The sequence below is a fragment of the Vibrio rumoiensis 1S-45 genome (assembly GCF_000286955.2).
GTDB lineage: Bacteria > Pseudomonadota > Gammaproteobacteria > Enterobacterales > Vibrionaceae > Vibrio > Vibrio rumoiensis_A.
Map to the genome: position 1 here is coordinate 35,584 of NZ_AJYK02000061.1, position 25,756 is coordinate 61,339.

27 protein-coding genes are annotated in these 25,756 nt (G+C 41.4%); 19 read left to right on the forward strand and 8 right to left on the reverse strand.

The window, feature by feature from the left end; all coding sequences use genetic code 11:
- Window positions 1–60 precede the first annotated feature (60 nt).
- The 6 genes from napF to A1QC_RS08120 all read left to right on the forward strand — a co-directional run bounded on the left by napF (window position 61) and on the right by A1QC_RS08120 (window position 4,766).
- Window positions 61–546 carry a ferredoxin-type protein NapF gene (gene napF, locus A1QC_RS08095; RefSeq protein WP_017024641.1) on the forward strand — a complete coding sequence of 162 codons (486 nt, stop codon included), beginning with the start codon at window positions 61–63 and terminating at the stop codon, window positions 544–546.
- Between the two features lie 14 nt (window positions 547–560).
- On the forward strand, window positions 561–839 hold the full coding sequence (locus tag A1QC_RS08100) for a chaperone NapD (RefSeq protein WP_017024642.1): 279 nt from the start codon (window positions 561–563) through the stop codon (window positions 837–839).
- Between the two features lie 50 nt (window positions 840–889).
- The gene (gene napA, locus A1QC_RS08105; RefSeq protein WP_017024643.1) at window positions 890–3,382 is read left to right on the forward strand and encodes a periplasmic nitrate reductase subunit alpha; all 2,493 of its coding nucleotides are present in this window, start codon (window positions 890–892) and stop codon (window positions 3,380–3,382) included.
- Window positions 3,383–3,477: 95 nt separating this feature from the next.
- Complete coding sequence (locus A1QC_RS08110) at window positions 3,478–3,963, forward strand: nitrate reductase cytochrome c-type subunit (protein WP_017024644.1); 486 nt, start codon at window positions 3,478–3,480, stop codon at window positions 3,961–3,963.
- Between the two features lie 65 nt (window positions 3,964–4,028).
- Window positions 4,029–4,604: a NapC/NirT family cytochrome c gene (locus A1QC_RS08115; protein ID WP_017024645.1), complete on the forward strand. Its 576-nt coding sequence runs from the start codon at window positions 4,029–4,031 to the stop codon at window positions 4,602–4,604.
- 24 nt (window positions 4,605–4,628) lie between these two features.
- Window positions 4,629–4,766, forward strand: coding sequence for a TIGR02808 family protein (locus A1QC_RS08120; RefSeq protein WP_017024646.1), 138 nt, complete (start codon window positions 4,629–4,631; stop codon window positions 4,764–4,766).
- A gap of 89 nt (window positions 4,767–4,855) precedes the next feature.
- On the opposite strand, the gene A1QC_RS08125 is transcribed toward A1QC_RS08120, so the two are convergent.
- Complete coding sequence (locus tag A1QC_RS08125; RefSeq protein ID WP_017024647.1) at window positions 4,856–5,389, reverse strand: glutathione peroxidase; 534 nt, start codon at window positions 5,387–5,389, stop codon at window positions 4,856–4,858.
- Window positions 5,390–5,550: 161 nt separating this feature from the next.
- On the opposite strand from A1QC_RS08125, the gene nirB reads away from it, so the two are divergent.
- The 4 genes from nirB to cobA all read left to right on the forward strand — a co-directional run bounded on the left by nirB (window position 5,551) and on the right by cobA (window position 10,364).
- Window positions 5,551–8,154: a nitrite reductase large subunit NirB gene (gene nirB, locus A1QC_RS08130; RefSeq protein WP_017024648.1), complete on the forward strand. Its 2,604-nt coding sequence runs from the start codon at window positions 5,551–5,553 to the stop codon at window positions 8,152–8,154.
- Between the two features lie 50 nt (window positions 8,155–8,204).
- Window positions 8,205–8,528, forward strand: coding sequence for a nitrite reductase small subunit NirD (gene nirD, locus A1QC_RS08135; protein WP_026025760.1), 324 nt, complete (start codon window positions 8,205–8,207; stop codon window positions 8,526–8,528).
- Between the two features lie 151 nt (window positions 8,529–8,679).
- The gene (nirC, locus tag A1QC_RS08140; protein ID WP_017024650.1) at window positions 8,680–9,495 is read left to right on the forward strand and encodes a nitrite transporter NirC; all 816 of its coding nucleotides are present in this window, start codon (window positions 8,680–8,682) and stop codon (window positions 9,493–9,495) included.
- A gap of 113 nt (window positions 9,496–9,608) precedes the next feature.
- Window positions 9,609–10,364 carry a uroporphyrinogen-III C-methyltransferase gene (gene cobA / locus A1QC_RS08145; RefSeq protein ID WP_017024651.1) on the forward strand — a complete coding sequence of 252 codons (756 nt, stop codon included), beginning with the start codon at window positions 9,609–9,611 and terminating at the stop codon, window positions 10,362–10,364.
- Between the two features lie 97 nt (window positions 10,365–10,461).
- On the opposite strand, the gene A1QC_RS08150 is transcribed toward cobA, so the two are convergent.
- Both A1QC_RS08150 and A1QC_RS08155 read right to left on the reverse strand, forming a co-directional pair.
- Entirely contained in the window at window positions 10,462–10,845 is a 384-nt protein-coding gene (locus A1QC_RS08150) for a cytochrome b562 (protein ID WP_017024652.1), read from the reverse strand.
- Window positions 10,846–10,930: 85 nt separating this feature from the next.
- Window positions 10,931–12,301 carry an amidohydrolase family protein gene (locus A1QC_RS08155; RefSeq protein ID WP_017024653.1) on the reverse strand — a complete coding sequence of 457 codons (1,371 nt, stop codon included), beginning with the start codon at window positions 12,299–12,301 and terminating at the stop codon, window positions 10,931–10,933.
- A gap of 483 nt (window positions 12,302–12,784) precedes the next feature.
- On the opposite strand from A1QC_RS08155, the gene A1QC_RS08160 reads away from it, so the two are divergent.
- From A1QC_RS08160 to A1QC_RS08180, 5 genes are all read left to right on the forward strand, one after another.
- Window positions 12,785–13,792, forward strand: coding sequence for an ABC transporter substrate-binding protein (locus A1QC_RS08160; RefSeq protein ID WP_017024654.1), 1,008 nt, complete (start codon window positions 12,785–12,787; stop codon window positions 13,790–13,792).
- Window positions 13,789–14,619: an ABC transporter ATP-binding protein gene (locus A1QC_RS08165; protein ID WP_017024655.1), complete on the forward strand. Its 831-nt coding sequence runs from the start codon at window positions 13,789–13,791 to the stop codon at window positions 14,617–14,619. Before A1QC_RS08160 ends, A1QC_RS08165 begins: the two co-directional genes overlap by 4 nt.
- A 15-nt stretch (window positions 14,620–14,634) precedes the next feature.
- On the forward strand, window positions 14,635–15,408 hold the full coding sequence (locus tag A1QC_RS08170; protein ID WP_017024656.1) for an ABC transporter permease: 774 nt from the start codon (window positions 14,635–14,637) through the stop codon (window positions 15,406–15,408).
- Window positions 15,409–15,421: 13 nt separating this feature from the next.
- Window positions 15,422–15,901 (forward strand): nucleoside deaminase, encoded by a 480-nt coding sequence (locus tag A1QC_RS08175; protein ID WP_017024657.1) that lies wholly within the window; start codon window positions 15,422–15,424, stop codon window positions 15,899–15,901.
- 110 nt (window positions 15,902–16,011) lie between these two features.
- A complete protein-coding gene (locus A1QC_RS08180) occupies window positions 16,012–17,001 on the forward strand; it encodes an isopenicillin N synthase family dioxygenase (RefSeq protein ID WP_017024658.1) in 990 nt (329 codons plus the stop codon).
- 49 nt (window positions 17,002–17,050) lie between these two features.
- On the opposite strand, the gene A1QC_RS08185 is transcribed toward A1QC_RS08180, so the two are convergent.
- Genes A1QC_RS08185 through A1QC_RS15545 form a run of 3 tightly spaced genes read right to left on the reverse strand, consistent with a single transcriptional unit; the run spans window position 17,051 to window position 18,207 of the window.
- A complete protein-coding gene (locus A1QC_RS08185) occupies window positions 17,051–17,335 on the reverse strand; it encodes a GIY-YIG nuclease family protein (RefSeq protein WP_017024659.1) in 285 nt (94 codons plus the stop codon).
- Between the two features lie 4 nt (window positions 17,336–17,339).
- A complete protein-coding gene (locus A1QC_RS08190) occupies window positions 17,340–17,996 on the reverse strand; it encodes a YceH family protein (RefSeq protein ID WP_017024660.1) in 657 nt (218 codons plus the stop codon).
- 34 nt (window positions 17,997–18,030) lie between these two features.
- Window positions 18,031–18,207, reverse strand: a complete 177-nt coding sequence (locus A1QC_RS15545) for a hypothetical protein (RefSeq protein ID WP_158006024.1) — start codon at window positions 18,205–18,207, stop codon at window positions 18,031–18,033.
- 231 nt (window positions 18,208–18,438) lie between these two features.
- Between A1QC_RS15545 and A1QC_RS08195 the strand changes: the two genes are divergently transcribed.
- The 3 genes from A1QC_RS08195 (at window position 18,439) to A1QC_RS08205 (ending at window position 21,660) form a co-directional block, all read left to right on the forward strand.
- A complete protein-coding gene (locus A1QC_RS08195) occupies window positions 18,439–18,756 on the forward strand; it encodes a DUF496 family protein (protein ID WP_017024661.1) in 318 nt (105 codons plus the stop codon).
- 82 nt (window positions 18,757–18,838) lie between these two features.
- Window positions 18,839–19,501: a DUF2057 family protein gene (locus A1QC_RS08200; RefSeq protein ID WP_017024662.1), complete on the forward strand. Its 663-nt coding sequence runs from the start codon at window positions 18,839–18,841 to the stop codon at window positions 19,499–19,501.
- A 371-nt stretch (window positions 19,502–19,872) separates the two neighbouring features.
- A complete protein-coding gene (locus A1QC_RS08205; protein WP_017024663.1) occupies window positions 19,873–21,660 on the forward strand; it encodes a polysaccharide lyase family 7 protein in 1,788 nt (595 codons plus the stop codon).
- A gap of 161 nt (window positions 21,661–21,821) precedes the next feature.
- Here A1QC_RS08205 and A1QC_RS08210 read toward each other — a convergent pair whose 3' ends face one another.
- Window positions 21,822–23,156, reverse strand: coding sequence for a DEAD/DEAH box helicase (locus A1QC_RS08210; RefSeq protein ID WP_026025763.1), 1,335 nt, complete (start codon window positions 23,154–23,156; stop codon window positions 21,822–21,824).
- Window positions 23,157–23,268: 112 nt separating this feature from the next.
- The gene (gene cra / locus A1QC_RS08215; RefSeq protein WP_017024665.1) at window positions 23,269–24,270 is read right to left on the reverse strand and encodes a catabolite repressor/activator; all 1,002 of its coding nucleotides are present in this window, start codon (window positions 24,268–24,270) and stop codon (window positions 23,269–23,271) included.
- Between the two features lie 344 nt (window positions 24,271–24,614).
- Here cra and fruB point away from each other — a divergent pair, with 344 nt between their 5' ends.
- On the forward strand, window positions 24,615–25,748 hold the full coding sequence (gene fruB, locus A1QC_RS08220; RefSeq protein ID WP_017024666.1) for a fused PTS fructose transporter subunit IIA/HPr protein: 1,134 nt from the start codon (window positions 24,615–24,617) through the stop codon (window positions 25,746–25,748).
- Window positions 25,749–25,756 lie beyond the last annotated feature (8 nt).

Here is a 25,756-nt window from a genome sequence, read left to right on the forward strand (position 1 = left end):
TTGGCTATGGAATAATTAAACTCTTGCAAGTAATAATCTATTTTCGACAAGGATTTTGGTGTGGCTCATTCTTCGCTCAATCTTTCAAGGCGCCAACTTTTCACCCGTCGAAATACATCGGAGCATCCTTCTCTGCCTTGGGTAAAAGAATCCCAGTTCAGCGATTTATGTACTCAATGTGGCGAATGCATCAAGCAATGCCCAACGAAGATCATTCAACCATCCGATGGTGGCTTTCCTCGTGTCGATTTTCAACAAGGTGAATGCACCTTTTGTTATCAATGCGCAGAAGCTTGTCCAGAGCCTTTATTTCATCCAAAAACTGAAACTGCATGGCAAGCCAAAGCTCACATCAGTGATGCCTGCTTGGCCAAGCAGAATGTCGACTGTCGAAGCTGCGGTGACAGCTGCGAACCGTTTGCCATTAAGTTCAAATTGGCGATTGGAGCTGTAGCTCAACCACACATTGAACTACCAGATTGTACTGGATGTGGTGCTTGTGTGTCGGTTTGCCCGACCTCTGCCATAACCATCAAACACACTTAACATAGAGAACACTAATGTCACTTAACGAAGTTCATATTTCAAGTTTAGTCGTTCATGTCGTTCCGCAATATTTAAACGCCACCAAACAAACCATTGAGTCGTTTGATGGCGCTGAAATTTATGGTGAAAGCGAAGATGGAAAACTCGTTGTGGTCATTGAAACCCAAAATCAGGGCTACATTACCGACACCATTGATGCAATTAACCAGCTCGATCACGTATTAAGCACCGCTTTAGTTTTTCATCAAATCGAAACTGATCTCGATGATGAAATAAGTACAACAGAAAAATAAGGTACCCACGCATAGGGTATAACACTGGATTTGAAACCTGAGGGTGATGTATGAAAATAACAAGACGCGCGTTTGTAAAAGCAAATGCAGCCGCTTCTGCCGCTGCGGTAGCAGGGATTAGCCTCCCAGCTTCTGCAACCAACCTGATTGTCAGCTCTGATGAAACAGCGATTAAATGGGACAAAGCCCCTTGCCGCTTTTGCGGTACAGGGTGTTCTGTTTTAGTCGGTACTCAAAAAGGCCGAGTAGTGGCGACTCAAGGTGATCCTGAAGCACCAGTAAACAAAGGCCTGAACTGCATTAAAGGCTATTTCTTATCAAAAATCATGTACGGTAAAGATCGTTTAAATACCCCTTTGCTGCGTATGAAAAACGGTCAATATGATAAAGATGGCGATTTTGCTCCTGTGTCTTGGGATCAAGCTTTCGATGTGATGGCTGAAAAATTCAAAAAAGCCCTAAAAGAAAAAGGCCCTACCAGTGTAGGAATGTTTGGTTCAGGCCAATGGACAGTCATGGAAGGCTACGCAGCTTCTAAGTTAATGAAAGCGGGTTTCCGTTCCAATAATATCGACCCTAACGCACGTCACTGTATGGCTTCTGCGGTAGTAGGCTTCATGCGTACTTTTGGTATCGATGAGCCAATGGGTTGTTATGATGACTTCGAACACGCGGATTCTTTCGTGCTTTGGGGATCGAACATGGCTGAAATGCACCCTGTTCTTTGGACTCGTATCACTGACCGCCGTTTAAGTCACTCCCATGTTAAAGTGAACGTTCTATCCACTTACTACCACCGTAGTTTTGAATTAGCAGACAAGGGCATGATTTTCCACCCTCAATCTGATCTGGCTATTGCTAACTTTGTCGCAAACTACATTATCCAAAATGATGCTGTGAACTGGGATTTTGTTAATAAACATACCCACTTTAAGCAAGCTCAAACCGATATTGGTTACGGGCTTCGTGACGATAACCCACTTCAAATGAAAGCCAAGCACCCGAACTCAGGTGACATGACCAACATTTCATTTGAAGAATACAAAAAGTCAGTTGCACCTTATACCGTTGAAAAAGCCGCTGAAATGTCAGGTGTATTACCTGAAGATCTGATTGCATTAGCCAAACAATACGCCGATCCAAAAACGAAAGTGATGTCGCTTTGGACTATGGGTATGAACCAACACACTCGTGGTGTTTGGATGCAAAGCTTGGTGTACAACCTGCACTTATTAACCGGTAAAATCTCAGAACCTGGTAACAGCCCGTTCTCACTGACTGGTCAACCGTCAGCTTGTGGAACCGCGCGTGAAGTGGGTACATTCTCACACCGTTTACCGGCTGATTTAGTGGTAACCAACCCAGCTCACCGTAAAACGGCTGAAAAAATTTGGAAACTGCCTGAAGGAACTATTCCACCAAAACCAGGCTTCCATGCGGTACAACAAGATCGCATGCTGCACGATGGCGTACTAAACGCTTACTGGGTCATGTGTAACAACAACATGCAAGCCGGTCCAAACATTAATACTGAACGTTTACCGGGTTACCGTAACCCTGACAACTTCATTGTATGTTCAGACCCATACCCAACCGTTACCGCGCAAGCATCAGACCTCATTTTACCAACTGCAATGTGGGTAGAAAAAGAAGGCGCTTACGGTAACGCAGAACGTCGTACCCAAGCATGGTATCAGCAAGTGTCTCCTGTTGAAGGCGCTCGCTCTGACCTTTGGCAAATCATGGAATTCTCTAAACGCTTCAAAATTGAAGAAGTGTGGGATGAAGAATTGCTAGCAAAAGCTCCTGAGCTTCGTGGCAAAACCATGTACGACATTTTATTCCGCAACGGTAACGTGGACAAATTCCCACTGACTGAAGCACAAGAATTAAACGATGATGCAAAATCTGCAGGCTTCTACGTACAAAAAGGTTTATTCGAAGAATACGCGACCTTTGGCCGTGGTCATGGACACGATTTAGCCCCATACGATGTTTACCACACGGTTCGTGGTCTACGTTGGCCAGTGGTAGATGGTAAAGAAACCTTATGGCGCTTTAATCCAGAATATGACCCATACGCCAAACGTGAAGGTCGTGATTTCTATGGCCAATCCGATGGTAAAGCGTTGATCATCTCAGCACCTTACGAAGCGCCACCAGAAGTACCAAACGAAGAATACGATATGTGGTTATGTACTGGCCGTGTCCTTGAGCATTGGCATACTGGCACCATGACGCGTCGTGTTCCTGAGCTTTACAAAGCCGTACCTGATGCGCATTGCTACATTCACCCTGATGATGCGGAGTCTCGTAACCTACGCCGTGGCGATGAAGTACTCATTCAATCGCCTCGTGGTGAAGTTCGAGCTCGTGTTGAAACTCGTGGTCGTAACCGCCCGCCGCAAGGCTTGGTATTCGTACCGTTCTTTGATGCTCGCATCCTAGTTAACAAATTAATTTTGGATGCCACCGATCCGCTATCAAAACAGACTGACTATAAAAAATGTCCTGTGAAGATAACCAAGATCGCCAGTGTGTAAACCCATTTACTGAGTTTACCAATTCAGCATTTAGACCGAAGGCTGCCTAAACCATGAAGGCAATATAGGCAGCCAACAAAGAATCGGAGAGTATTATGAAAAAAATCATCATGGCATTGATAGCAGCAAGTGCGCTGATCATCGGTGCAGCACAAGCAGAAGATGCAAGCGACGCTGTTACACCTGTCGCCACTAACCCAGGCGGAATTGGTGGTGTTGAATCTCTACGTGGTGCGAGTGAAATAGAATCCACTCGTCCTGCTGACGACTTTAAACGCTTCCCTAAAGATCACCAATTAGACAGCAACTATGTGTATCAACCACCCTTGATCCCACATACGATTCGCAACTATGAAGTGTCTTTAAACGCGAATAAGTGCCTTGCTTGTCATAGCTGGAAAAATGCCAAAGAAATGGGCGCAACCAAAATCAGTGTAACTCACTATGTGAATCGCCAAGATGCCGTGTTGTCAGATGTATCGCCTCGTCGTTACTTCTGCTTGCAGTGTCACGTGCCGCAAGCTGATGCAAAACCTTTGGTTGATAATCAATTCCAAAGTGTTGATTCATTACAGAAATAAAACGCTAGGCTTAGGCGAATTTCCACTCCCTAAGCCATTCAAAAAGTGAATTAAGAGTAAAATCTATGAAAATATTAAAAAACTTTTGGAAGCGTTTATCGACCCCAAGTAAAGCCGCAGCAGGTGTAATCTTGTTCATGGGCTTTATGGGTGGTTTACTCTTCTGGGGTGCATTCAACACCGGTATGGAAGCGACCAACACTGAAGAATTCTGTTCAGGATGCCATGCACCCATCGTAAAAGAGATCCGTGAAACCATTCACTACTCTAACCGTTCTGGTGTTCGTGCTATCTGTTCAGACTGTCACGTACCGCATCAATGGACCGACAAAATTGTTCGTAAGGTTCAGGCATCAAAAGAGTTGGTTTACAACTTCATTGGTACGATCGATACGGAAGAAAAATTCAAAGCACGCCGTGGGCATTTGGCACATCGTGAATGGCAACGAATGAAAGACAACGACTCAAAAGAGTGTCGTAACTGTCACCAATTCAACTATATGGATTTCTCAGAGCAAGGTCCACGTGCGGTTAAGCAGCATTCAACTGCATTGGCAGACGGCGACAAAACCTGTGTAGATTGTCATAAAGGGATTGCCCATAAACTGCCTGATATGAAAGATGTCGAAGGCTGGCAATAAGTCACCAGATAAGAAGGAAGAAGCATGAGTACTTTAGAATACGTTATCTGGCATATCTTAGGCTATGCCGCCATACCAACCATTATTTTGGGTGGCTTTGTGGCCGTGGCAGTGATTTGTATTTGGCTTTTATCGCTGACTAAAGATAAGACGCTAGATTAACACTTAATTAAAATTACAAAGAACCTCTCCGCTTTAAAAATATGCGAGAGGTTCTTTTTGTATATATTCAAATTAATACAATTTATTTGTTACAGTAGCCCCTCAACATCACCCGACATCTCTTCCGGTAAAAAGGTCGGTGAAAAACGCTCCACTACTTCCCCATCTTGATTAATCAGAAACTTGGTAAAATTCCACTTCAACTCGCCATCTGGAAACACTTGTCCAATGGATGTCAGTTTCTCGACTAACCCTTGTGTTGCATCATTGCTTTTATCATCATGACGTTGCGATTTTAAAAACTTAAACAATGGATCAGCATCAACACCATTCACTTCAATTTTGGCAAAATTAGTGAAACTCACCCCATAGTTAATTTGGCAAAAATCTATAATGCCTTCGTTATCTTCCGGTGATTGCTCTAAAAATTGATTGCATGGAAAGCCCAAAACTTCGAAACCTTTGTCTTGATAAGTTTGATACAGCTTTTCTAGTCCTTCCAATTGCGGGGTTAAACCACATTTGGTCGCAATATTGACGATCAATAAAATCTTCCCTTTATATTGAGCCAGATCCACTTGCTCACCCGTGATTGATTGCACTTTAAAGTCATAAACATTCATTAAAATCATCCTTTTATTACGGTTATTGAGTTCCACATAAATTACTCTTTAGTACTACCCCTTTAGGGTAAGACTGGAGTAAAATTGATTTGCATCAGTATTCTTGATCACAGTTTAGCGATGATAAGCCTAGTTAATTTAATTTTATGGGCGAAATAAATATGAGTAAGATCAAACTCGTCATTATCGGTAACGGCATGGTTGGCCACCGCTTTATCGAAGACATTGTTGAAAAAGGTGATTTAAGCCAATACGACATCACTGCTTTCTGTGAAGAACCACGAATTGCCTATGACCGTGTTCATCTTTCTTCATATTTCTCTCACCATACTGCCGATGAATTATCTTTAGTTAAAGACGGTTTCTACCAAAAACACAACATCAATGTCTTAATTGGTGAACGCGCGATTAATATTAGCCGTGAAAACAAAACCGTTTATTCAAGCTCTGGTCGTGAAGTGAAATACGACAAACTGGTTATGGCAACCGGTTCATACCCCTTTGTACCACCGATTAAAGGCAATGAAAGCAAAGATTGCTTTGTTTATCGCACCATTGAAGATCTCAAAGCCATTGAAGCGACGGCGAAAAAAAGTAAAAGCGGTGCCGTCATTGGTGGTGGTCTACTTGGCCTTGAGGCGGCTGGCGCTTTAAAAGCATTAGGCGTAGAAACGCACGTGATTGAATTTGCTCCAGTTCTCATGGCGGAACAACTTGATCTACAAGGCGGCCTAAAGCTTCGTAATAAAATCGAGCGTATGGGCGTGAAAGTTCATACCAGTAAAAATACTCAAGAAATCATCCCTAAAGGTGAAACCGCACGTAACACCATGAAGTTCGCTGATGGTACTGATCTTGAAGTAGATTTCATCGTATTTTCTGCCGGTATTCGTCCGCAAGATCGTCTGTCTCGCCAATCAGAACTCGACATCGGCCCCCGCGGCGGCATCGCGATTAACGATAATTGCCAAACTTCCGATTCAGATATCTACGCCATTGGTGAATGTGCTTCTTGGAATGGTATCTTCTTCGGTCTTGTGGCTCCGGGTTATAAAATGGCTCAAGTCGCGGTTGATCATATTTTAGCAAGTGGTACTTCACAAGAAAGTACAAGCCAATTTACAGGCGCGGATATGAGCGCAAAACTAAAACTTCTTGGCGTAAAAGTGGGCAGTATTGGTGATGCCAATGGTCGCACGCCAAACTGTAAAAGCTTTGTGTATCAAAATGATGAAGACGATACTTATAAACGCTTAATTGTATCCGAAGATGGTAAAAAGCTACTGGGGGCTGTGCTCGTTGGCGACACCTCTGATTACGGCAATTTATTACAACTTCACCTTAATGATATGGATCTGCCAGAGCACCCTGACACTCTGATCCTACCGGCTCACGCAGGTGGCGAAAAACCATCAATGGGCGCGGAGGCATTGCCAGATTCAGCAGTCATTTGCTCTTGTTTTGATGTGACCAAAGGCAAAATTGCCACCGCAGTTGCCGAAGGCCACACCACACTAAGCGATATCAAAATGGTCACCAAAGCTGGTACAGGTTGTGGTGGCTGTGTTCCTATGATCACTCAAGTCTTAAACTCAGAATTGGCAAAAGCCGGTATTGAAGTGAAGAATCATATTTGTGAGCATTTTGAGTATTCTCGCCAAGAGTTATTTCACCTATGCCGCATTGAAGGCATTCGCTCATTCGATCAACTTCTTGAAAAACATGGCCACGGCTACGGCTGTGAGGTATGTAAGCCAACCGTAGGTTCAATCTTGGCTTCTTGCTGGGGCGACCATGTATTAAAACCACAACACGTTGGCTTACAAGATACTAACGATAACTTCCTCGGCAATATGCAAAAAGACGGTACTTACTCTGTCATTCCACGCATGGCAGGCGGTGAAGTTACCCCTCAAGCCTTAGCGGTTTTAGCTAATGTCGCAGCAGAATATAACTTGTACACCAAGATAACAGGCGCTCAACGCATCGGTTTATTTGGTGCACAAAAAGATGATTTACCTGAAATTTGGAAAAAACTCATCGCAGCGGGCTATGAAACCGGTCAAGCCTATGCCAAAGCATTACGCATGGCGAAAACTTGCGTAGGCAGCACTTGGTGTCGTTTTGGGGTTCAAGACAGTGTTGGCCTAGGTTCTTACCTAGAAAACCGTTACAAAGGCATTCGCACCCCTCATAAGATGAAATTCGGCGTATCTGGTTGTACTCGAGAGTGTGCGGAAGCCCAAGGTAAAGATTTAGGCATCATCGCAACCGACGCAGGCTGGAATATGTATGTGGGTGGTAACGGCGGCATGAAACCTCGTCATGGTGATTTGCTTGCCTCAGATTTAGACAAAGAAACGCTGATCAAATACATCGATCGCTTCATGATGTTCTACATTCGTACTGCCGATAAACTACAACGTACTTCAGTCTGGTTAGAAAACCTAGAAGGTGGCGTCGATTACCTAAGAAAAGTGGTGGTTGATGACACATTAGGCATCAATGAACAGCTTGAAAAAGACGTACAAATCTTAGTAGACGGTTTCAGCTGTGAATGGACAGACACCATAAATGATGAGAGCCAATTAACTCGCTTTGCTCATTTCATTAACTCAGATCTACGTGATGACAATGTGGTGTTTACACCAGAGCGCGATCAACATCGCCCAGCAACATTCACAGAAAAATTCCCCCACTTAAAAGGGGACATTCTACACACCGATTTAAGCGACAATAAAAAAATGCCAGTGGAGGAAGCGTAATGACCACTCAAACGAAAAAATCACCAGCGAAAACCGCTTCAATAAATAAAATTGAATGGACTAAAGTCTGCCAATTGAGTGACATTTCTCCAAAAACGGGGGTGTGCGCGTTAGTGAATGGTAAGCAAGTTGCGATTTTCCGCCCACGTTTTGATGAACAATTATTTGCCATCAACAATATGGACCCATTTGCACAATCAAATGTGTTATCGCGCGGTATTATTTGTGAGCATGACGGTGAACTTTGGGTGGCAAGCCCACTGAAAAAACAACGTTTTAACCTAGAAACTGGCTTATGCATGGAAAATGAAACCATGAATATCGAGACTTATGAAATCAGAGCCAACGGCTGTGAGATTGAGGTGAAGGCGTAAGGTACATATAAATTTTACCCTCAATGAGTCATTCCGTACCTGAACCTAGGCGAAGAGATACGGAATGACGATTTTCTAGTTTCAATATCCATAGCGATTCCCATGTTGAATCGCTATCAATATTCAAACTTTCATTTTATAGGTACTCATTATGTATACAGACACCATTAAAAAGTGTTCTAACACCGCAGAACGTATCGTTAAGCTTGCTGACAATAATCCATTGGGGTTTTGGATCAGTTCAGCCATGGCAGGGGCTTATGTCGGTATCGGCATCATTTTAATTTTCACTTTTGGTAACCTTGTCGACCCTTCTATTCGCCCACTTGTGATGGGGGCAACCTTTGGTATTGCGTTAACCCTTGTGATCATTGCCGGTTCAGAGCTCTTTACGGGCCACACTATGTTCCTCGCTTTTGGCGCGATCACCGGTCAAATCACCTGGAAAGATAACTTACGCGTGCTACCACAAACTTGGATGGGTAACTTACTCGGCTCCGTCTTTGTGGCTTACCTTTTCTTCCTAGCCGGTAGCGGTAATCTTCTTCCGGATGCTTCAAGCTTTCTACACAAAGCCGCATTAGGAAAAACGATGGCTCCAGCAAGTGTTTTATTCTTTAAAGGCATTTTGTGTAACTGGTTAGTGTGTTTGGCGATTTGGATGTGTCAACGTGTTGAAGGTACTGGCAAATTCATTGCTATCTGGTGGTGTTTATTGGCTTTTATCGGCGCAGGTTTTGAGCACTCCATCGCTAACATGACCATCTTTGCTTTGTCTTACTTTGGTCAGCATTCTGATGCCTTTACACTAGCGGGTATTGGTCATAACTTACTTTGGGTATCGCTGGGCAATATCGTATCAGGTGCGATCTTTATGGGCTTTGGTTACTGGTTTGCGACTCCAAAAGCAGAACGCCCTGTGTTTAAGAAAAAAGTGGCAGAAGAACGAAAAGAAGTAGAGGCGTAATCGCTCAAACAAACTAGCCCCTAGGCTTTCCCAAGAAGCTAAAATCTAGGGGCTAGGGGCTAGAAACTCGCTACCCCATTTAATCTCCACGCTTACAATTCTTAAGGTCTTTTATGTCTTTATCTTCTACCGCATCGAAGTGTTTTGTTTCTCTTGTTGGCGCTGGCCCCGGTGATCCGGATCTTCTCACCATGAAAGCGTATCGCCTTATTCAAACGGCAGATGTAGTGGTTTACGATCGTCTAGTGTCTGAAGAAATCATGGCACTGGTGAACCCAAATGCGGAATTACTGTTTGTAGGCAAAAAACTCAATCATCACTGCGTGCCACAAGATCAGATCAATCAGATTTTGGTGGATAAAGCGAAAGAAGGGAAACACGTAGTACGCTTAAAAGGTGGCGATCCATTTATCTTTGGGCGTGGTGGTGAAGAGTTAGAAACCTTAGTCGACAACGCCATTGCTTTTGAAGTGGTTCCCGGCATTACCGCAGCGTCCGGTTGCAGTGCTTACGCAGGTATTCCCCTCACCCATAGGGATCATGCGCAAAGCGTGCAATTCATTACTGGGCATTTAAAGAAAGACGGCCAAGATGTTCAATGGCAAAGCCTTGCCCAAAATAACCACACTCTCGTTTTTTATATGGGTTTAAAACAGGCCCCAACCATTCGCCAAAACTTAACCGAACATGGTCTATCAATTGACACGCCATGCGCCATCATTGAACGTGGCACAACGACCAAACAACGAGTACTCACTGGTGTATTATCCGATCTCGATAACCTAGCGGAACAAGCCATTAGCCCATCATTAATTATTGTGGGCAGTGTGGTGAGCTTGCATCAGCAGTTAAGTTGGTTTGGGGAGTGATTTAGGGGGGATTGAATGTGTGACCAAGTATTATTGGCCACAACATAATTTGAAATGTCGGGTTCCAGCATCAGATATGACAGGCGATTCATGCACCTTAACCGAACAACTTACTCCAGATGCTTGGGTTACGTTTGTCATGATATTCGATACGAAGATCATCAACTTTACGTAACTCTTCTTTCGCTTGATCAAACTCCCCTGCTTCTAGATGGGTTTCGACACTAGCCAACGTAACAGTGAGTTTATTAAAGCCTTCCAAATATAAGCTTTGTTTTTCTGGTGGATAAACACCCAACTTGGCTTTATTGATCAGCTCGGTCATGTTTGTAACTGGCTTTTTCATCTCATCGATATTCTGCGCTTTAGCCGCCTGATTGAATTCGACTTTCATCTCTTTCATGGTGGCTTTCAGATCAAAACCTGCAGCATATACATTAGCGGTGACTAATAAGGCAATAAACGGAATCAACTTTTTCATAATACAACTTTGTTTGTCATTGGAATGATGGTAGCAGTGTAACGAAAGCTATCGATTAGGCACAGCAGAACCTGCATTCACAATTTTATATAAACAATGGGTTAAAATGGTTTACTCTTTTTAATAACTCAGAAAATGATTGCTGTGCATGAATGATGAGAGCCTCACGATCAACCAAACAATTATCATTTTGGTAAATGATCTTACCGTTAACTAGAGAGTATTTAACTTGAACTGGTTCCCCACATAAAACAGGGCTATATAATATTGAATGGCACCCTTGATAACGAACTTGGCCAATATCATATAAAACAATATCTGCCGCAGCACCTACTTCAATTGTACCGACGTTTTCTAGGCCTAATAGTGCCGCACCATCACGAGATCCCCACTCAACAACTTCCTCTAATAAGGTGCTATTAGCCCCATTAATTGCACGATGTAATAACCACGTTAGATTAAGCTCTTGTAACATTGACCCAGATTCAGAAGAGGCAGAGCCGTCAACACCAATACTGATTCGCATTCCTTTTTTATACATATCAATAACTGGTGCGATACCACTACCAAGTCGGCAATTGGATGTTGGACAATGCGCAATTCCGGTTTTGGTTGAAGCTAATATTTTAATATCACACTCATTAGCCTTAACTAAATGCGCAAACCAAACATCATCTCCTAGCCATTCACATTCTTCTGCAAACTCCACAGCACTCTTTCCGTATTTAGCTAACGACTGCTGTTGATCAAAATCGACCTCTAGTAAATGAGAATGCATTTTTAATTGTCGAGAACGTGCATATTGAGAGAGTTGTTTTAAATCTTGAGCAGATGATGAATGTATAAGGCTTGTAGGAGCTACAACCAGCTTCCTCATAGGTGCACTGCCTTTTTGATGATATTTACTATAGCTATCATCTAAGCGCTTTAGCATTTGATCAATAGATTCAGGTTCAACACCTGCTTTAGCTAATCCTTTATGTGTACCTTTACTAGTTGCACCACCTCGACACAATACTAAGCGAATCCCCATATCTTCAGCCGCTTGCCAAACTGCCGCTTCTAATTCAGGAGATGTTTTTGAATGATAAAGATAATGATGGTCAGCACATGTGGTTACGCCAGAACGAATTAAATCATAGAATCCGAGGCACGCTGCGTTATACATAATTTCCGGAGTAATTTTCGGCCAATATTGATAAGGCACACTGGCTAGCCATTCTCCTAAAGGTTGGTTTAACCCTGCTGGAATACCTTTTAATATAGATTGCGCCAAATGATGATGAGTATTCACAAAACCAGGATATACAACACATTGGCTAGCATCGATAATACGTTCTCCTGCCATGGGCTCAAGACTTGTGCCCAACTCATCAATAAGGCCATCTTTAATTCTGATGTCAGACACGAATTCGTTACCGACAACTCCTCTTGCATCTTTAATTAAATAATTCATAGTTGCTTCATCACTGTTATTAGGTGATATGAGCAATGTTTCAGTGCATTTCACACTTAACTGCTTCTACTCATCCAAACGTTATTTCCTAATGCACTAAGCAATAAGTAAGCCAACACAAACCAACATGAAAAACACCCTATAAAGAAGAACATTCAATGGTCAGCGCACCAAGTTAGATGCAAATTTTCACGCCTGCACTGTTTTATTGCGTCAATTTGCACTGTATTTCGCGTAATTAATTTAAAAAGTTAGCAGTTAAACACTTGTTAAATGGTTGTTATTTTCGTGAATATTTAATCATGCTTTAATTTGGCACACTGCTTGCTTTTATAATTACGTAATACAAAATCTGTGAGTAGAAGCGGTTAGATGAATAGAAACATCGGGACATTGCTCACCATTGCCAATCAATCAGTTAACTAACGTATGAATCAATACACAGTTAACTGCAAGATGTTCGATTTAGTAAGGGAGTACCTAATGAAACTGTCACTCAAGCAATGGATTCAATTCACCCTATCTAGCACCGCTTTAGTCACTAGCGCTAATGTTTTTGCTGTTGATAAAATAAACTTTCAACTCGATTGGTTACCAGGAGGGGATAAAGCACCTATTTATGTCGCGGTTCAACAGGGCTTCTTTGCAGAAGAAGATCTAGAGGTCACTATTCGTCAAGGGAAAGGCTCAACAGATGCTATTACTAAAGTCGCAACTGGTACTGCAGATATTGGCTCATCCGATTTGGTATCCTTATTAGTTGCCAAAGCTAACGATGACGTACCAGTCAAAGCAATTTACTCCGTTTTTAATAAAGCACCTTATGCTTTTTATGTTCTAGATGATTCCGGAATTAATTCCGTTAAAGATGTTGCTAATAAATCGATAGCGACTTCCCCTTTTACATCGGCTAATGTTTTTCTTCCTTTATTATTAAGAAAAAATAATGTCGATGAAGATAGTGTCACTGTAACGAAAGCGGATCCTGGTGCATTAAATCCTATGCTTATCACGGGTAAATCTGACGTTATGATTTCATGGGTAACGGATACCGTCAAAAATCAAAGCCAAGCAAAAGCAGTTGGCAAAGAGTTAAAAATATTACCTTGGCATGATGCGGGACTAGACTTCTACTCCTCCTCTCTTATTGCAAGTGACCAATTTCTAACGGAAAAACCTGATGTAGTAAAACGATTTGTTAAAGCTTATGCCAAAGCCATTGCTTACACTTGGGCGCAACCAGAACAAAGTGCAAAGGACGTACACAAAATGGTACCTGAAGTTGACCCTCAACAAGCTTCCGACACCATTATTTCAATTAAAGGGTTAGTGATAAATGAAGTTAGCGATAACGATGGTATTGGTACTTTCACTCCTGAGCGCTTAAAAGAAACATGGAAATGGACGGCTGAAGCTCAACAACTTGATCCATCGAAATTTGATCCAGAAACTGCCATCAGCCGTGATTACCTACCAGGAGGTCAATCATGAGCCCATTTGTCACCTTTAAACAAGTTAGCCACACCTACCACAGCGATAATGGCTCTGTAAAAGTGCTAGACAATGTCAATTTCGATGTTGAAAAAAATCAATTCATTTCAATTGTAGGTCCATCGGGTTGTGGTAAATCAACCTTACTTCGATTGCTATCAGGATTACTTCAATCAACGGAAGGTGAAGTAGCAGTTTTTGGTCGAAAAGTCAGAGAACCACGAGAAGATATTGGTATCGTATTCCAGAAACCAACGTTACTCCCTTGGAAAAATATTCTCGATAACGTGCTTTTTCCTCTAAAACATAAATTCGGCCACATTACTGACAAAGAAAAACTTTTCGCCAAACAGTTACTCGAAAAAGTTGGATTAAACGACTTCCATAACAGCATGCCCGATCAACTGTCCGGTGGTATGCAACAGCGAGTAGGAATCGCACGTGCGCTACTACTCGATCCTGACATTTTAATCATGGATGAGCCATTTTCTGCTCTTGATGCATTAACACGAGAAGAAATGGGCTTTGAACTCTTACGGTTATGGAATGACAGACCTAAAACCGTCTTATTCATTACTCATTCAATTTCTGAAGCAGTATTACTTTCAGACAAAGTATTGGTGATGGGCCCAAGACCAAGTACGGTCATTGAAGAAATTAACATCGACATTCCTAGGCCAAGAACTCTTGAAAGCATGCAATCATCTAATTTTGCTAATTACACCCGTAGGATTCGTAAACATTTTTATCAGCCACCTTCCACTTCAATGACAGACGATCACACGAAAAAAAAGGGTAATGTAGCTCCAATTCGCACCGTGGCATGAGGATAAGGAAAAAATATGTCGATTAAAAAATTATATCAAAACAGTCTACCGACTCTCGCAATGATCGCTATTTTGCCAATATGGGAAATTGTTTGTCGTGTGTTTTCGATACCAAGTTTTATCTTGCCTTCACCATCAGCGATTGCCGACGCTTTTATGCAAGTTTCTGCCGAACGATGGTTAGACAATTTATGGGCAACATTACGTATAGCACTGCTAGGCTTTGGATTATCTTTACTGATCAGTATTCCGCTTGCAATCATGATGGTTAGCTCCAAATTTTTAACTAAAGCGGTATTCCCATTACTGGTTATTGTTCAATCAACTCCAGTTGTTGCTATAGCACCTTTATTAATTGTAATCCTTGGAACTGGCGATGCTCCTCGCTTAGTAATTACTTGTTTAATTACCTTCTTTCCTTTAGTTGTTTCCGCCACTACAGGTATGTTATCTACACCACCTGAATTAATTGAACTGTCTAAATCACTCAATGTTTCTTCTACTAAAACAATCTGGCAGATCCGACTTCCTTATGCTATTCCACATATATTTAGTGGTATAAAAGTAGCGATAACACTAGCCGTTATCGGTGCTGTTATCTCTGAATTTGTAGCTGCAGAAAAAGGATTAGGTTATTTCGTACAATTCTCAACATCTTATTTCAAAATTCCACAAGCATTTGCAGCCCTAGTATTTTTATCTGCAGTAAGCATGCTGTTATTCAAATCAACTCATTGGGTACAAAAAGCATTTTTTGCTTGGAGTTTGCCACAAGAAAAATCTCATTAAGGACAATATAACTATGGGCTCGATTAATAATGATGATCAAATTTACCTAAAACAATGCTTTGAATTAGCAGTGCAAGCAAAAGAGCAAGGAATTCATCCATTTTCAGCTATTTTAGTGAGTGCTGAAGGAGAGGTATTACTAAAACAAATTAATGGTTATCTACCGAATAAAGATATGACGGGCCATGCCGAACGATTAATTATGACAGAGGCAAGTCAAATGTATCGACCTGAGTACTTAAAAGATTGCACGTTATACATTTCTGCCGAACCTTGTGCTATGTGTGCCGGTGCGATTTATTGGGCAGGAGTCGGTAGGGTTGTTTATGGTTTGAGTGAAAGCAAGCTTAAACAAATTACAGGTAACCACCCAGAAAACCCAACACTTGATTTACCATGTCGAACCGTATTTTCTGCAGGGCAAAGACCTATGGAAATCATTGGACCTATCATGGAAGCAGCAGCAGCCCGTATTCATGACGATGTTTGGTAAAAAACCAAAGTAGAAATTTTAACAGGAGTAGAAGCGGTCTGTAATGGAAATAGCATTACTGGGCATTGCTCCAATAACCAAGCTAAATGCTTATTAATTGGAGATAAATAATGGCTACTACAGCTTATGAATTAGATGAATTAAAGTTTGAAAGCACCATCGGTGGCAAAGGTATTGATGCCGAACACACTAAAATTCCAGTAATTGATATGAGTAATTTTGAATCTTGCCGAGAAGAAATCACTGAACAATTATGGCAAGCTGCAACCGAAGTTGGATTTTTTCAAATTAAACATCATTCCATTGCTTTGAAAAAGATAGAACACGCTTTTGATCTCACTGAGCGTCTATTTAATTTACCAAAACCAGATAAACAAAATCTTTCTTTAAAAATGGGGAAAAACGCAGGTTGGGAGTTTAAACAACAAGTCAGACCTTCAACTGACAGTGCAGATCAAAAAGAATCTTACCAAATAACGCGCCCACATATGGATGGTATTTGGCCAAGTAAATTATTACTTCCTCACTTTCAAAACGATATGTTAGATTTTGAAGCCCAAGCTTGGCAACTTGGTATGAACATTTTATCTTGCTTTGCCGATAAACTGGGATTTGAGCGACATTTCTTCGCTCAAGCTCATCAACCTAACTCAAATCAATATCAAAGTACCTTACGTTTATTGCATTACTTGCCAATAGAGCAATTAACAAAAAGTGAGGAACATTGGCGCGCTGGAGCACATACTGACTTTGATTGTTTGACAATGGTATTCCAACAACCCAATCAAGGTGGTTTACAAGTAGCAGCTGGTAAGACTTCAAAGCACCAGCAAGTATGGAGTAACGTAGAACCTCAAGCGGGAGTGATCACTTGTAATATTGGAGATATGTTGATGCGTTGGAGTGATGATAAATTAAAATCAACACTACACCGTGTCCGAATGCCTTACCCTACAGAAAACCAAGGCTCACGCTACAGCATGGCATTTTTCTGCCAAGCCAATAAAGACAAAATTATTCAAGGACCCGAAAAAAAATATCAAGCAATTACTGCGCAAGATTATTTGGACATGCGCATTAATGCCAACTTTTCTAAATAAGCTATTATTGGAATAAAAAACTGTTTTAAGCTGGATAACTACTATCCAGCTAACACCCACTCACTAACCTCTCTTTCTGCACTTTCGACAACTTCTTAATCCGTATTTCTTCTTTTAATGCTGCACTCTTATCGGCTACAACTTGTGACCATTCAAGGTTTAATGGACCTTTTCCGCGTAAATACTTGGCGCCTTTACCAATTTGGTGTTGCTCGAATCGGCGCTCAAGATCATTCGTAATGCCGCAATAAAGAGTATTGGTACGTGTACGAATTAAGTACACATACCAATCTTTGCTTGGTGGCTTACCTTGTTGAAGGTCAGGATCAGACATGGTCTTAATCAATAATTAAAGCTTTGAGCTCTTCCACTTGCGCGCTTAGCTGCGCCACTTGTTGTTCTAAAGCGCTAATGCGTTCTTCTTGTTGATTATTGGTTGGTGCAGAAACCACTGGAGCGGCACTAGCGTACGCTTCTACATTCACTTCACCGCAAAAAAGATGTTGATAACGAGATTCACGTTTCCCCGGCTCACGAGGAAGTTTTACCACCAGCGCCCCTTCTTCGCGACTTGCCATTTGATCTAATAACGCTTCCACTTGCTTCACATCCGTAAACTCACACAAACGGTTAGTACGAGTACGGATCTCACCGGGAGTTTGAGCACCACGTAACAATAAGCTACAAACAATGCCGCGTTCTTGAGGCGTAAATTTTAACGACCCAAATTCAGTATTACAGAAACGATGGCGAAATTTAGACACACGGCTATTAAAACTACTTTCATCTGTCATTAAACGGCGATCAATCAAAGCTTGCGCAGCATCCATCACTTCAGCTTCAGATAAAGCCATCACAGGTTCACGGTTACTTTTTTGGTTACAAGCCGTCGTCAGGCTATTTAAGGTCAGTGGGTAATAATCTGGAGTGGTCACTTCTTTTTCGATCAGACAACCAATAATTCGAGCTTCAATTGCGGTAAGTTCAATATTCATTATTCTTCTATTCCTCGTTGCGGTCACTTGGGTATTAATGATCCCAGCGATACGGGCGATAGATTTTCCGTCCATTATCGGTGACAACAATAATTTGGCTTCGATTTAAGTCTAGTTCTAATTTATGTATCCCTTGCCTTGAATCAAGGTAAGCACGTTTAAAACGCTCTTGAACACTTTGGACAACAGTGGATGGTTTTTTCTCTTTCATAGTTAAGAAGAATTCACTTTCTAAACAATCTTGTCAATAGCTTATATTGGTTTGTCTGCTTACTAATCAACAAGAAAGCTGCACCTTTATGTCATTGTTGGCTATCTAAAACTCTGGTTTTGCCTTAATCGACTTTTATTTTGATTTTAAGTCTGTTTTGTCGGTTTGGTATATGGTTTAATTTACTGAGATGAAAGTATTTAGTGAATCACTATAAATTAAGGAACAACTATGGCTAACGTATTTGAGATCGTAAACCAAGCTCGTCGTAAGAATAAATTAAAACGTGAAATTCTTGATAATGAAAAGAAAATCCGCGATAACCGTAAACGTGTTGATTTGCTTGAAAACTTACTGGATTACATCAAGCCAGAAATGACACACGAAGAAATCATCGCTATCGTGAAAAACATGAAAGCCGATTATGAAGACCGTGTTGATGACCACATCATCAATGGTGCGGAAATTTCAAAACAGCGCCGTGAAATCAGCCGTAAAATTCGTGAACTAACAGAAGCTGACAAACTTCAGCATGCTGCTAAAAAATAATTAACGACATGATTTTAAGGGCTCTTTATGGGCCCTTTATTTTATCTGCTTGCCGATACATTTGATTAAAGGAATATGAACAATGACTTTCAAACATTCTCTTTTACAACCTTTCGCTCTAGTAGCACTGTTTGGTTTTAGCGCGTCTGCTTTGGCGAGCGTAACCATTAGCGTTCCTTCTGATGTTAAAGTCCTTGCCGTAAATAGTGAAGAACCCGAACTCAGTGGCGGTATATTTTCAAGCAGCAAAAGTGTGACATTACCAGATGGTGAAAACCAGATCGTATTTCGCTATTCACCAGTATTTCAACAAGGTGGCGATCAAACAACCGTCAATACTGATGCGATTATCACAAAATTCACCGCATCCAATACTGAGTTAACGCTTGAAGTCCCAGAATATCGTTCAGCAGATAAAGCCCAAGACTTTGATAATAACCCTGCTTGGAAATTAGTTGATGAAAAAGGTAATGCCGTTGACGTTCAGCAAGATAAGCTCATTAAAAATGGCATACAGCTTGGTAGACAATACGATGCTGAGTCTATCGCTTATAACAAAAAGGGTGGCATTGCCGCCATCGCACCAACAGGTGCTTCTGTAGCGGCCGTATCAGCAGCCAATGTCCAAGTCCCAGTCAATAGCCAGTACAAAACAACCGAAGAACAAATGTTGCATTATTGGTACGACAAAGCGGATAAAGAAACCAAACAACGATTTATTCAGTCGATCATTCAAGTTAAATAACCACTAATATCGATATCCAAACGGACAACCACAGCATTACGGTTGTCCGTTTTCTCGTTTTGATTATTTCGATTGCTTATACGCTCTAATTTATCTCTTTATTACCCTCTATTTCGCTTCCCACATAGCGCATATTTCCCCTTTTTCAAGCCTGCTTTCATTCTCTCTGCATTTTTTTATTCAAACTCACATTTTGTATTATTAAAACACAAATTTAACTGAGAATAATTTACATCTAGGAAATTAGTCCCTATAACCAATTCGGTATTAAATATTTATGATTTTATACAGATAAAAGAATTATTCATGAATATTCATTATTGAAACCCCTACATTTCATTATAAATAGGACGAGAATCCAAGGATATAAAATGAAAATAAATCATACAAAAACAAAATTATCCGTTGCCATTTTAGCTATCTGTGGCATTTCATTAGCTCAAGCTGCCACAGTCAATAATTCAAGTTTTGAAAGCGGTTGGGATGGCTGGAACGATAGCGATCCAAGTTCGCTATCCTCTGTTGCATACACAGGTAACCAGTCTGCAAAATTATCCGGTTCAAGCGGTAAAATAGAACAAACCATTACCATTGAAAAGAATGCCACGTACGAGCTTAGTGCTTATGTTAAAGGTGCAGGAACCATTGGGGTGACTGGCTCTGGAATCAGCCAAACCAAAAATACAAGTGCATCAGATTGGGAAAAAGTCACGTTAACCTTTAATTCTTCCGACGCTAACTCAGTCACTATTTACGGCGCATACTTTAGCGGTGAAGGTCGATTTGATGACTTTACCTTAACTAAAGTCAGCGAAGGGAGCAGCGAACCAACCGATCCCGGAACCGGTACCGCCGTACAATGTAGTGGCAATAGCGCACTGACAGTGATTGCAGCAACGGATGACGGAAGCCATGATGGCCATGGCCCAAGCAATGCCATTGATAATAACTATGGAGCGGAATCTCGTTGGTCTTCAAATGGTCAAGGTAAAGCCATTATTTTCAACCTAGGCGTAGTCGCCAATGTAAAAGAAATGTCTGTCGCTTGGTATAACGGAAATAGCCGTAACTCTTATTTTGATATTGAAACCTCTGCTAACGGCACCGATTGGAACAATGTATATTCTGGCGGTGTTTCAAGTGGTAGTAATTCAGGCTTAGAAACCTATGATATTGCCGATTCTGATGCACAATATGTGAAGGTCATCGGTCAAGGGAACTCAGTAAACACTTGGAATAGTATGGTTGAAGCGGTGATAAAAGGATGCAGCGATGGCTCGACGCCAACCATACCAACCCCCCCTACTGATGGGCTTGATCCAGATGTTGCACCTTCAGGTAACTTTGAACTGATCGATTGGACATTAGGTGTACCAATTGATGAAGACGATAACGGCAAATCCGATACAATTAAAGAAGTCGAACTCAGCAGTGGGTATGAACTGTTCCCTTATTTCTATACCGGCTCTGATGGCGGCATGGTATTTCGCAGCTATGTCAGTGGTCCTAAAACGTCAACAGGAACAAGTTACACTCGCTCTGAACTCAGAGAAATGCTGCGTCGAGGTGATGACAGTATTGGTACTCAAGGCGTAAACGATAATAACTGGGTATTCTCAAGTGCGCCTTCTTCTGATCTGTCTGATGCCGGTGGCATTGATGGCGTATTAGAAGCGACCTTGGCCGTGAATCACGTAACAACAACTGGGGATAGTGGACAAATTGGCCGTGTTATTGTTGGGCAAATTCACGCCAATGATGATGAACCTGTGCGTATCTATTACCGTAAACTGCCAAATAACAGTAAAGGTTCGATTTACTTTGCCCACGAACCTCGCACTGGTAGTGAACAATATTATGAGTTAATTGGTTCAAGAAGCAGTTCGGCTAGCAATCCTTCCGATGGTATCGCGCTTGATGAGAAGTTCAGCTACAAAATCCAAGTAACAGGCAATACGTTGTTTGTAACGATTTCTCGTGAGGGGAAAGCCGATATTACTGAAGAAGTGAATATGGGCTCAAGTGGTTATGATGAAGGCGGTCAATACATGTACTTCAAAGCGGGTGTTTACAATCAAAATAACACTGGTGACAGTGACGATTATGCTCAAGCAACGTTCTATAGCTTAAGCAACAAACACACAGGCTATAGTCATTAATCGCTATAGATATTCGGTAATGACAACACATCAATGCCGGTAGTGACGAGATCAGAAGTTTTATAATAAAAAAGGGTTTAACGATTGGAGAAATGATTCCCTCTACGTTAAGCCCTTGTTTTCAAATTATTCTCTTTGAAAATAAATCAAATAGTAAAACCTTACTCGTCGTCTTTAACCACCGGATTCTTTTTCTTTTTCGGCATAAATACTTGCTCACCCACTGCCACATTTTTGTAGAAGCTATTATCGCGTTTAACTGGTTTCTTCGGTGTTGTTGCACCTTTGCTTGCCGCTTTTTTCGCTTTAACTGGGCCTTTCTTATTGAATGGCTGACGTGGTTTAATGCCTTTAAATTTACCTTTCAAACCTTCCAGTTCAGAGAAAGTAAGATCTTGCTGTAAATAGGTTTCAATGTTCTTAAAGCTCACCCAATCTTTAGGGCCAACCAAAGACATAGCCGTCCCTTTGTTACCCGCACGACCAGTACGACCAACACGGTGAACGTATTCTTCTGTGTGCTTTGGCATATCAAAGTTAATAACGTGCGTAACATTAGCAATATCTAAGCCACGAGAGGCAATGTCTGTCGTCACAAGAATTTTATGCACTGAGCGCTCAAATTGGCTCATGATGTTATTACGTTGGGTTTGATTCAACCCACCACTTAACGCGACCGCTTTTAATTTTTGTTCATTTAATTTCACCGTTAAACGCTCGGTATCAACACGAGTTGCAGTAAAAATGATCACTTGCTTGTATTCGGCTTCTTGCAATAAACGCTCAAGAATCGCTTCTTTATGATCGAGGTGATCACAAAGGTAAAAAGATTGATCAATATCTTTATGTTCTTCCGCAGAAGCACCAATTGAAATGCGCTTTGGATCATTCAATAATTCTGAAGACAATCCATTTACTTCTGCGTGATCTAATGTTGCAGAAAACATCAATGTTTGACGACGACGATGTTTTGCCGCTTTATGAATTTTCAATAATTCAGGAGCAAAACCAAGATCTAACATGCGATCTGCTTCGTCTAAAATCAGGGTTTCAACCCCTTCTAAATAAAGAGAACGGTGCTCAAGGTGATCCGCTAAGCGACCTGGGGTAGCTACAATAAATCGAGGATATTTACGTAAGGCTTTTACTTGATCGTTAAAGTTCTCGCCACCCACAATCAAAGTGCCAGTGTAAGATAACCCACCTAACATGGATTTTAACTCTCCAAATACTTGTTTCGCCAATTCACGCGTCGGGGCCAAAATGACACCGCGAGGATCTTTTGCCGACAGGGATTTCGTTTTTAGCGCCTTATGCAGCATAGGTAAAACAAATGCTAATGTTTTGCCAGAACCGGTTTTGGACGAGGCCAATAAGTCTTTACCCGCAATAGCAACAGGAATAGCTTGACGCTGAATGTCGGTTGCTTTTGAGAAGTTATAATGTTGTAGATTTTTTAGTAGACGATTATCTAGACCAAGATCTTTAAATTGCAAAGGGTGTGCTCCAAGGGAAATAAAAACAAAATCGCGCATATAATAGCACAACCCACAGAAAGTTACTTCTGAGAGCGAATGAATTTAAGCAAGAAAATTACCAATCAATAAATCATAAGGTTTGACGAATTTTTAACTTACGAGGGATCAATTCAACACCAGAATTATAACGTTTGGCCGAGGCGTTCAGCGCAAGTTCCAAAGCACTGTCTGCAATCAGTTCAAATCGTTGAGAAAGTGAATTGATTTTAATGGGTAAAAAGTCCAATAAACGGTTGTCGCCATAGGTGGCAATTTTAATGGTTTTCATCAATTCAGGGTGCTCAAACAACACATCTAACACCCCTTCTAGTAAAGTATAAGAAGTGGTAATAATCGCATCCGGCAAGTTATCTTCATTCAGCCATTTTTGCATGACCATTCGGCCAGTCTCACCATTAAAAAGCGCACCATATTCAATTTGTGGTTGAATGCGATGCCCTAGTTTTTCTTGCTTACGTACCGCAGCTTCAAAACCTAACTGACGTTCTTTTGAAATATTCAATTCTGGTAATGCGCCAATCAATCCAACACTTTTAACCTCAGAAGATAATACTGAAGACGTTAATTGCAGTGCTCCGTCAAAATCTTCACTGATCACACAACTAAAAAATTCATCATCGAGTGGCCTATCGAGCGCGATAACGGGCGTTCCTTTATTTTGGATCGAAAGGTAGAACTCATTCGCATCTTTCATAGAACTCGCCACAAACAGAGCATCAATACGTCTACTAACCAAAGCGTTCACAATCGATTTTTCTGTTTGAGGATCATCACCTGAGCTACCAATTAAAATTTGATACCCAGCTTGACGAGAATTGAATTCCAATAATTTGGCTAACCGAGCGTAACTGCTGTTTTCTAAATCTGGGATCACGAGACCAAACGATCGGCTTTGCCCTGCACGTAAAGAAGAAGCCGCATGATCTGGCTGGTAATTATGCTCTTCTACCACTGCCATCACTTTTTTCTGAGTCTTTTGGCTGATTCGATACTTGGTCGCTTTACCATTAATGACATAGCTGGCGGTGGTTCGAGACACTCCAGCCAGCTTTGCTATTTCATCAAGAGTCATTCGGTTTCCCCGCTAATACGCTCATTATGTGCACTGGATCAAAATTATATTGCTAAGATCAATATGTCGGTTGAATTATAAGCTGAATCGATTCAGTATAAAAGCTGAAAGGATTCAGCAAATTTGAAGTTTGGTCACATAAAGCTAAAATTCTTGTTAAAGGATGAGTAGCATTCTTGATAAAAATGTCTTCAAATCGATTTGCTGAATTTTTTTACCAATTTGCTGAAACGATTCAGCTTTAACAAATATGAGAGAGTTTGGTTATACCGACATCTGTAATCTAGTATTCAGAAATGGCTGTATAGGTATTCACTCCAAAACTCCAAACAAGAGGCACAACCATGCTCATTTTAACACCTCAAGAAGTGACACTTGCTCAAACAGCTACTGATAAAATTGCTGCCATCAAAAATATCGCTCAAAGCTTAACCCAACAAGGTTATGTTGAAGCCGATTACGTCAATGGCATGCTAAATAGAGAAGAACAATCTTCCACTTTTCTCGGTAACGGTATTGCGATTCCACATGGCACGACAGAAACCCGCGGTCTGGTTCAAAAAACAGGCGTGAGTGTTCACCACTTTCCAAAAGGCGTGGACTGGGGAAATGGTACGGTGTATGTGGCCATTGGTATTGCCGCTAAATCTGATGAGCATTTAGGTATTTTAAAACAACTGACTAAAGTGTTATCGGCTGATGGTGTAGAAACCGCCCTTAAGAATGCCAAAACCGAGCAAGATATTATCGAAGTATTAAATGGCAAAACTCAGTTAATGGCCGATTTCGATGCGTCTTTAATTCAACTGAAATTCCCAGCCAGTGACATGCTACAAATGACGGCCGTTGCCGGTGGCTTATTACGCAATACAGGCTGCACTGGCGATGAGTACATTTCTGAGATCATCACTAAGAAGCCAACGGATATCGGCGCTGGTTTATGGTTAGTGAGTGGTGGCCATGGTGTGAACCGCTCTGCGATGTCGTTTGTTTCAACCGCCAATGATTGTGAGTTTGAAGGCAAACAAGTGAAAGGCTTAATTGCGTTTGCTGCATGCAATGCTAGCCATAAAGCTTTATTAAATAAACTCACTCAATTCATCCTAACAAAGCGCCAGCAAGACATATTGGACGCCGATGTTAACGGCCTATTGGACATGTTCGATTTGTCCGAAAAAGCACCAGAAATGACTCAAGGCAGTGCCAATACTGCCACCTTTAAAATCAAAAACACTCATGGCTTGCATGCTCGACCTGGCGCCATGCTGGTAGCAGAAGCCAAGAAATTTGAAGCGACTATTCGAGTTGAAAACTTAGATGGCGATGGAGGCAGCGTCAACGCTAAAAGCTTAATGAAAGTAATAGCTCTCGGAGTCAAACATGGTCATCGCCTGCAATTTACCGCCGATGGTGCTGATGCCGAGTTAGCGCTTACTTCGATTGGTAAAGCGATTGAATCTGGACTTGGTGAAGGTTAAGGAACCGT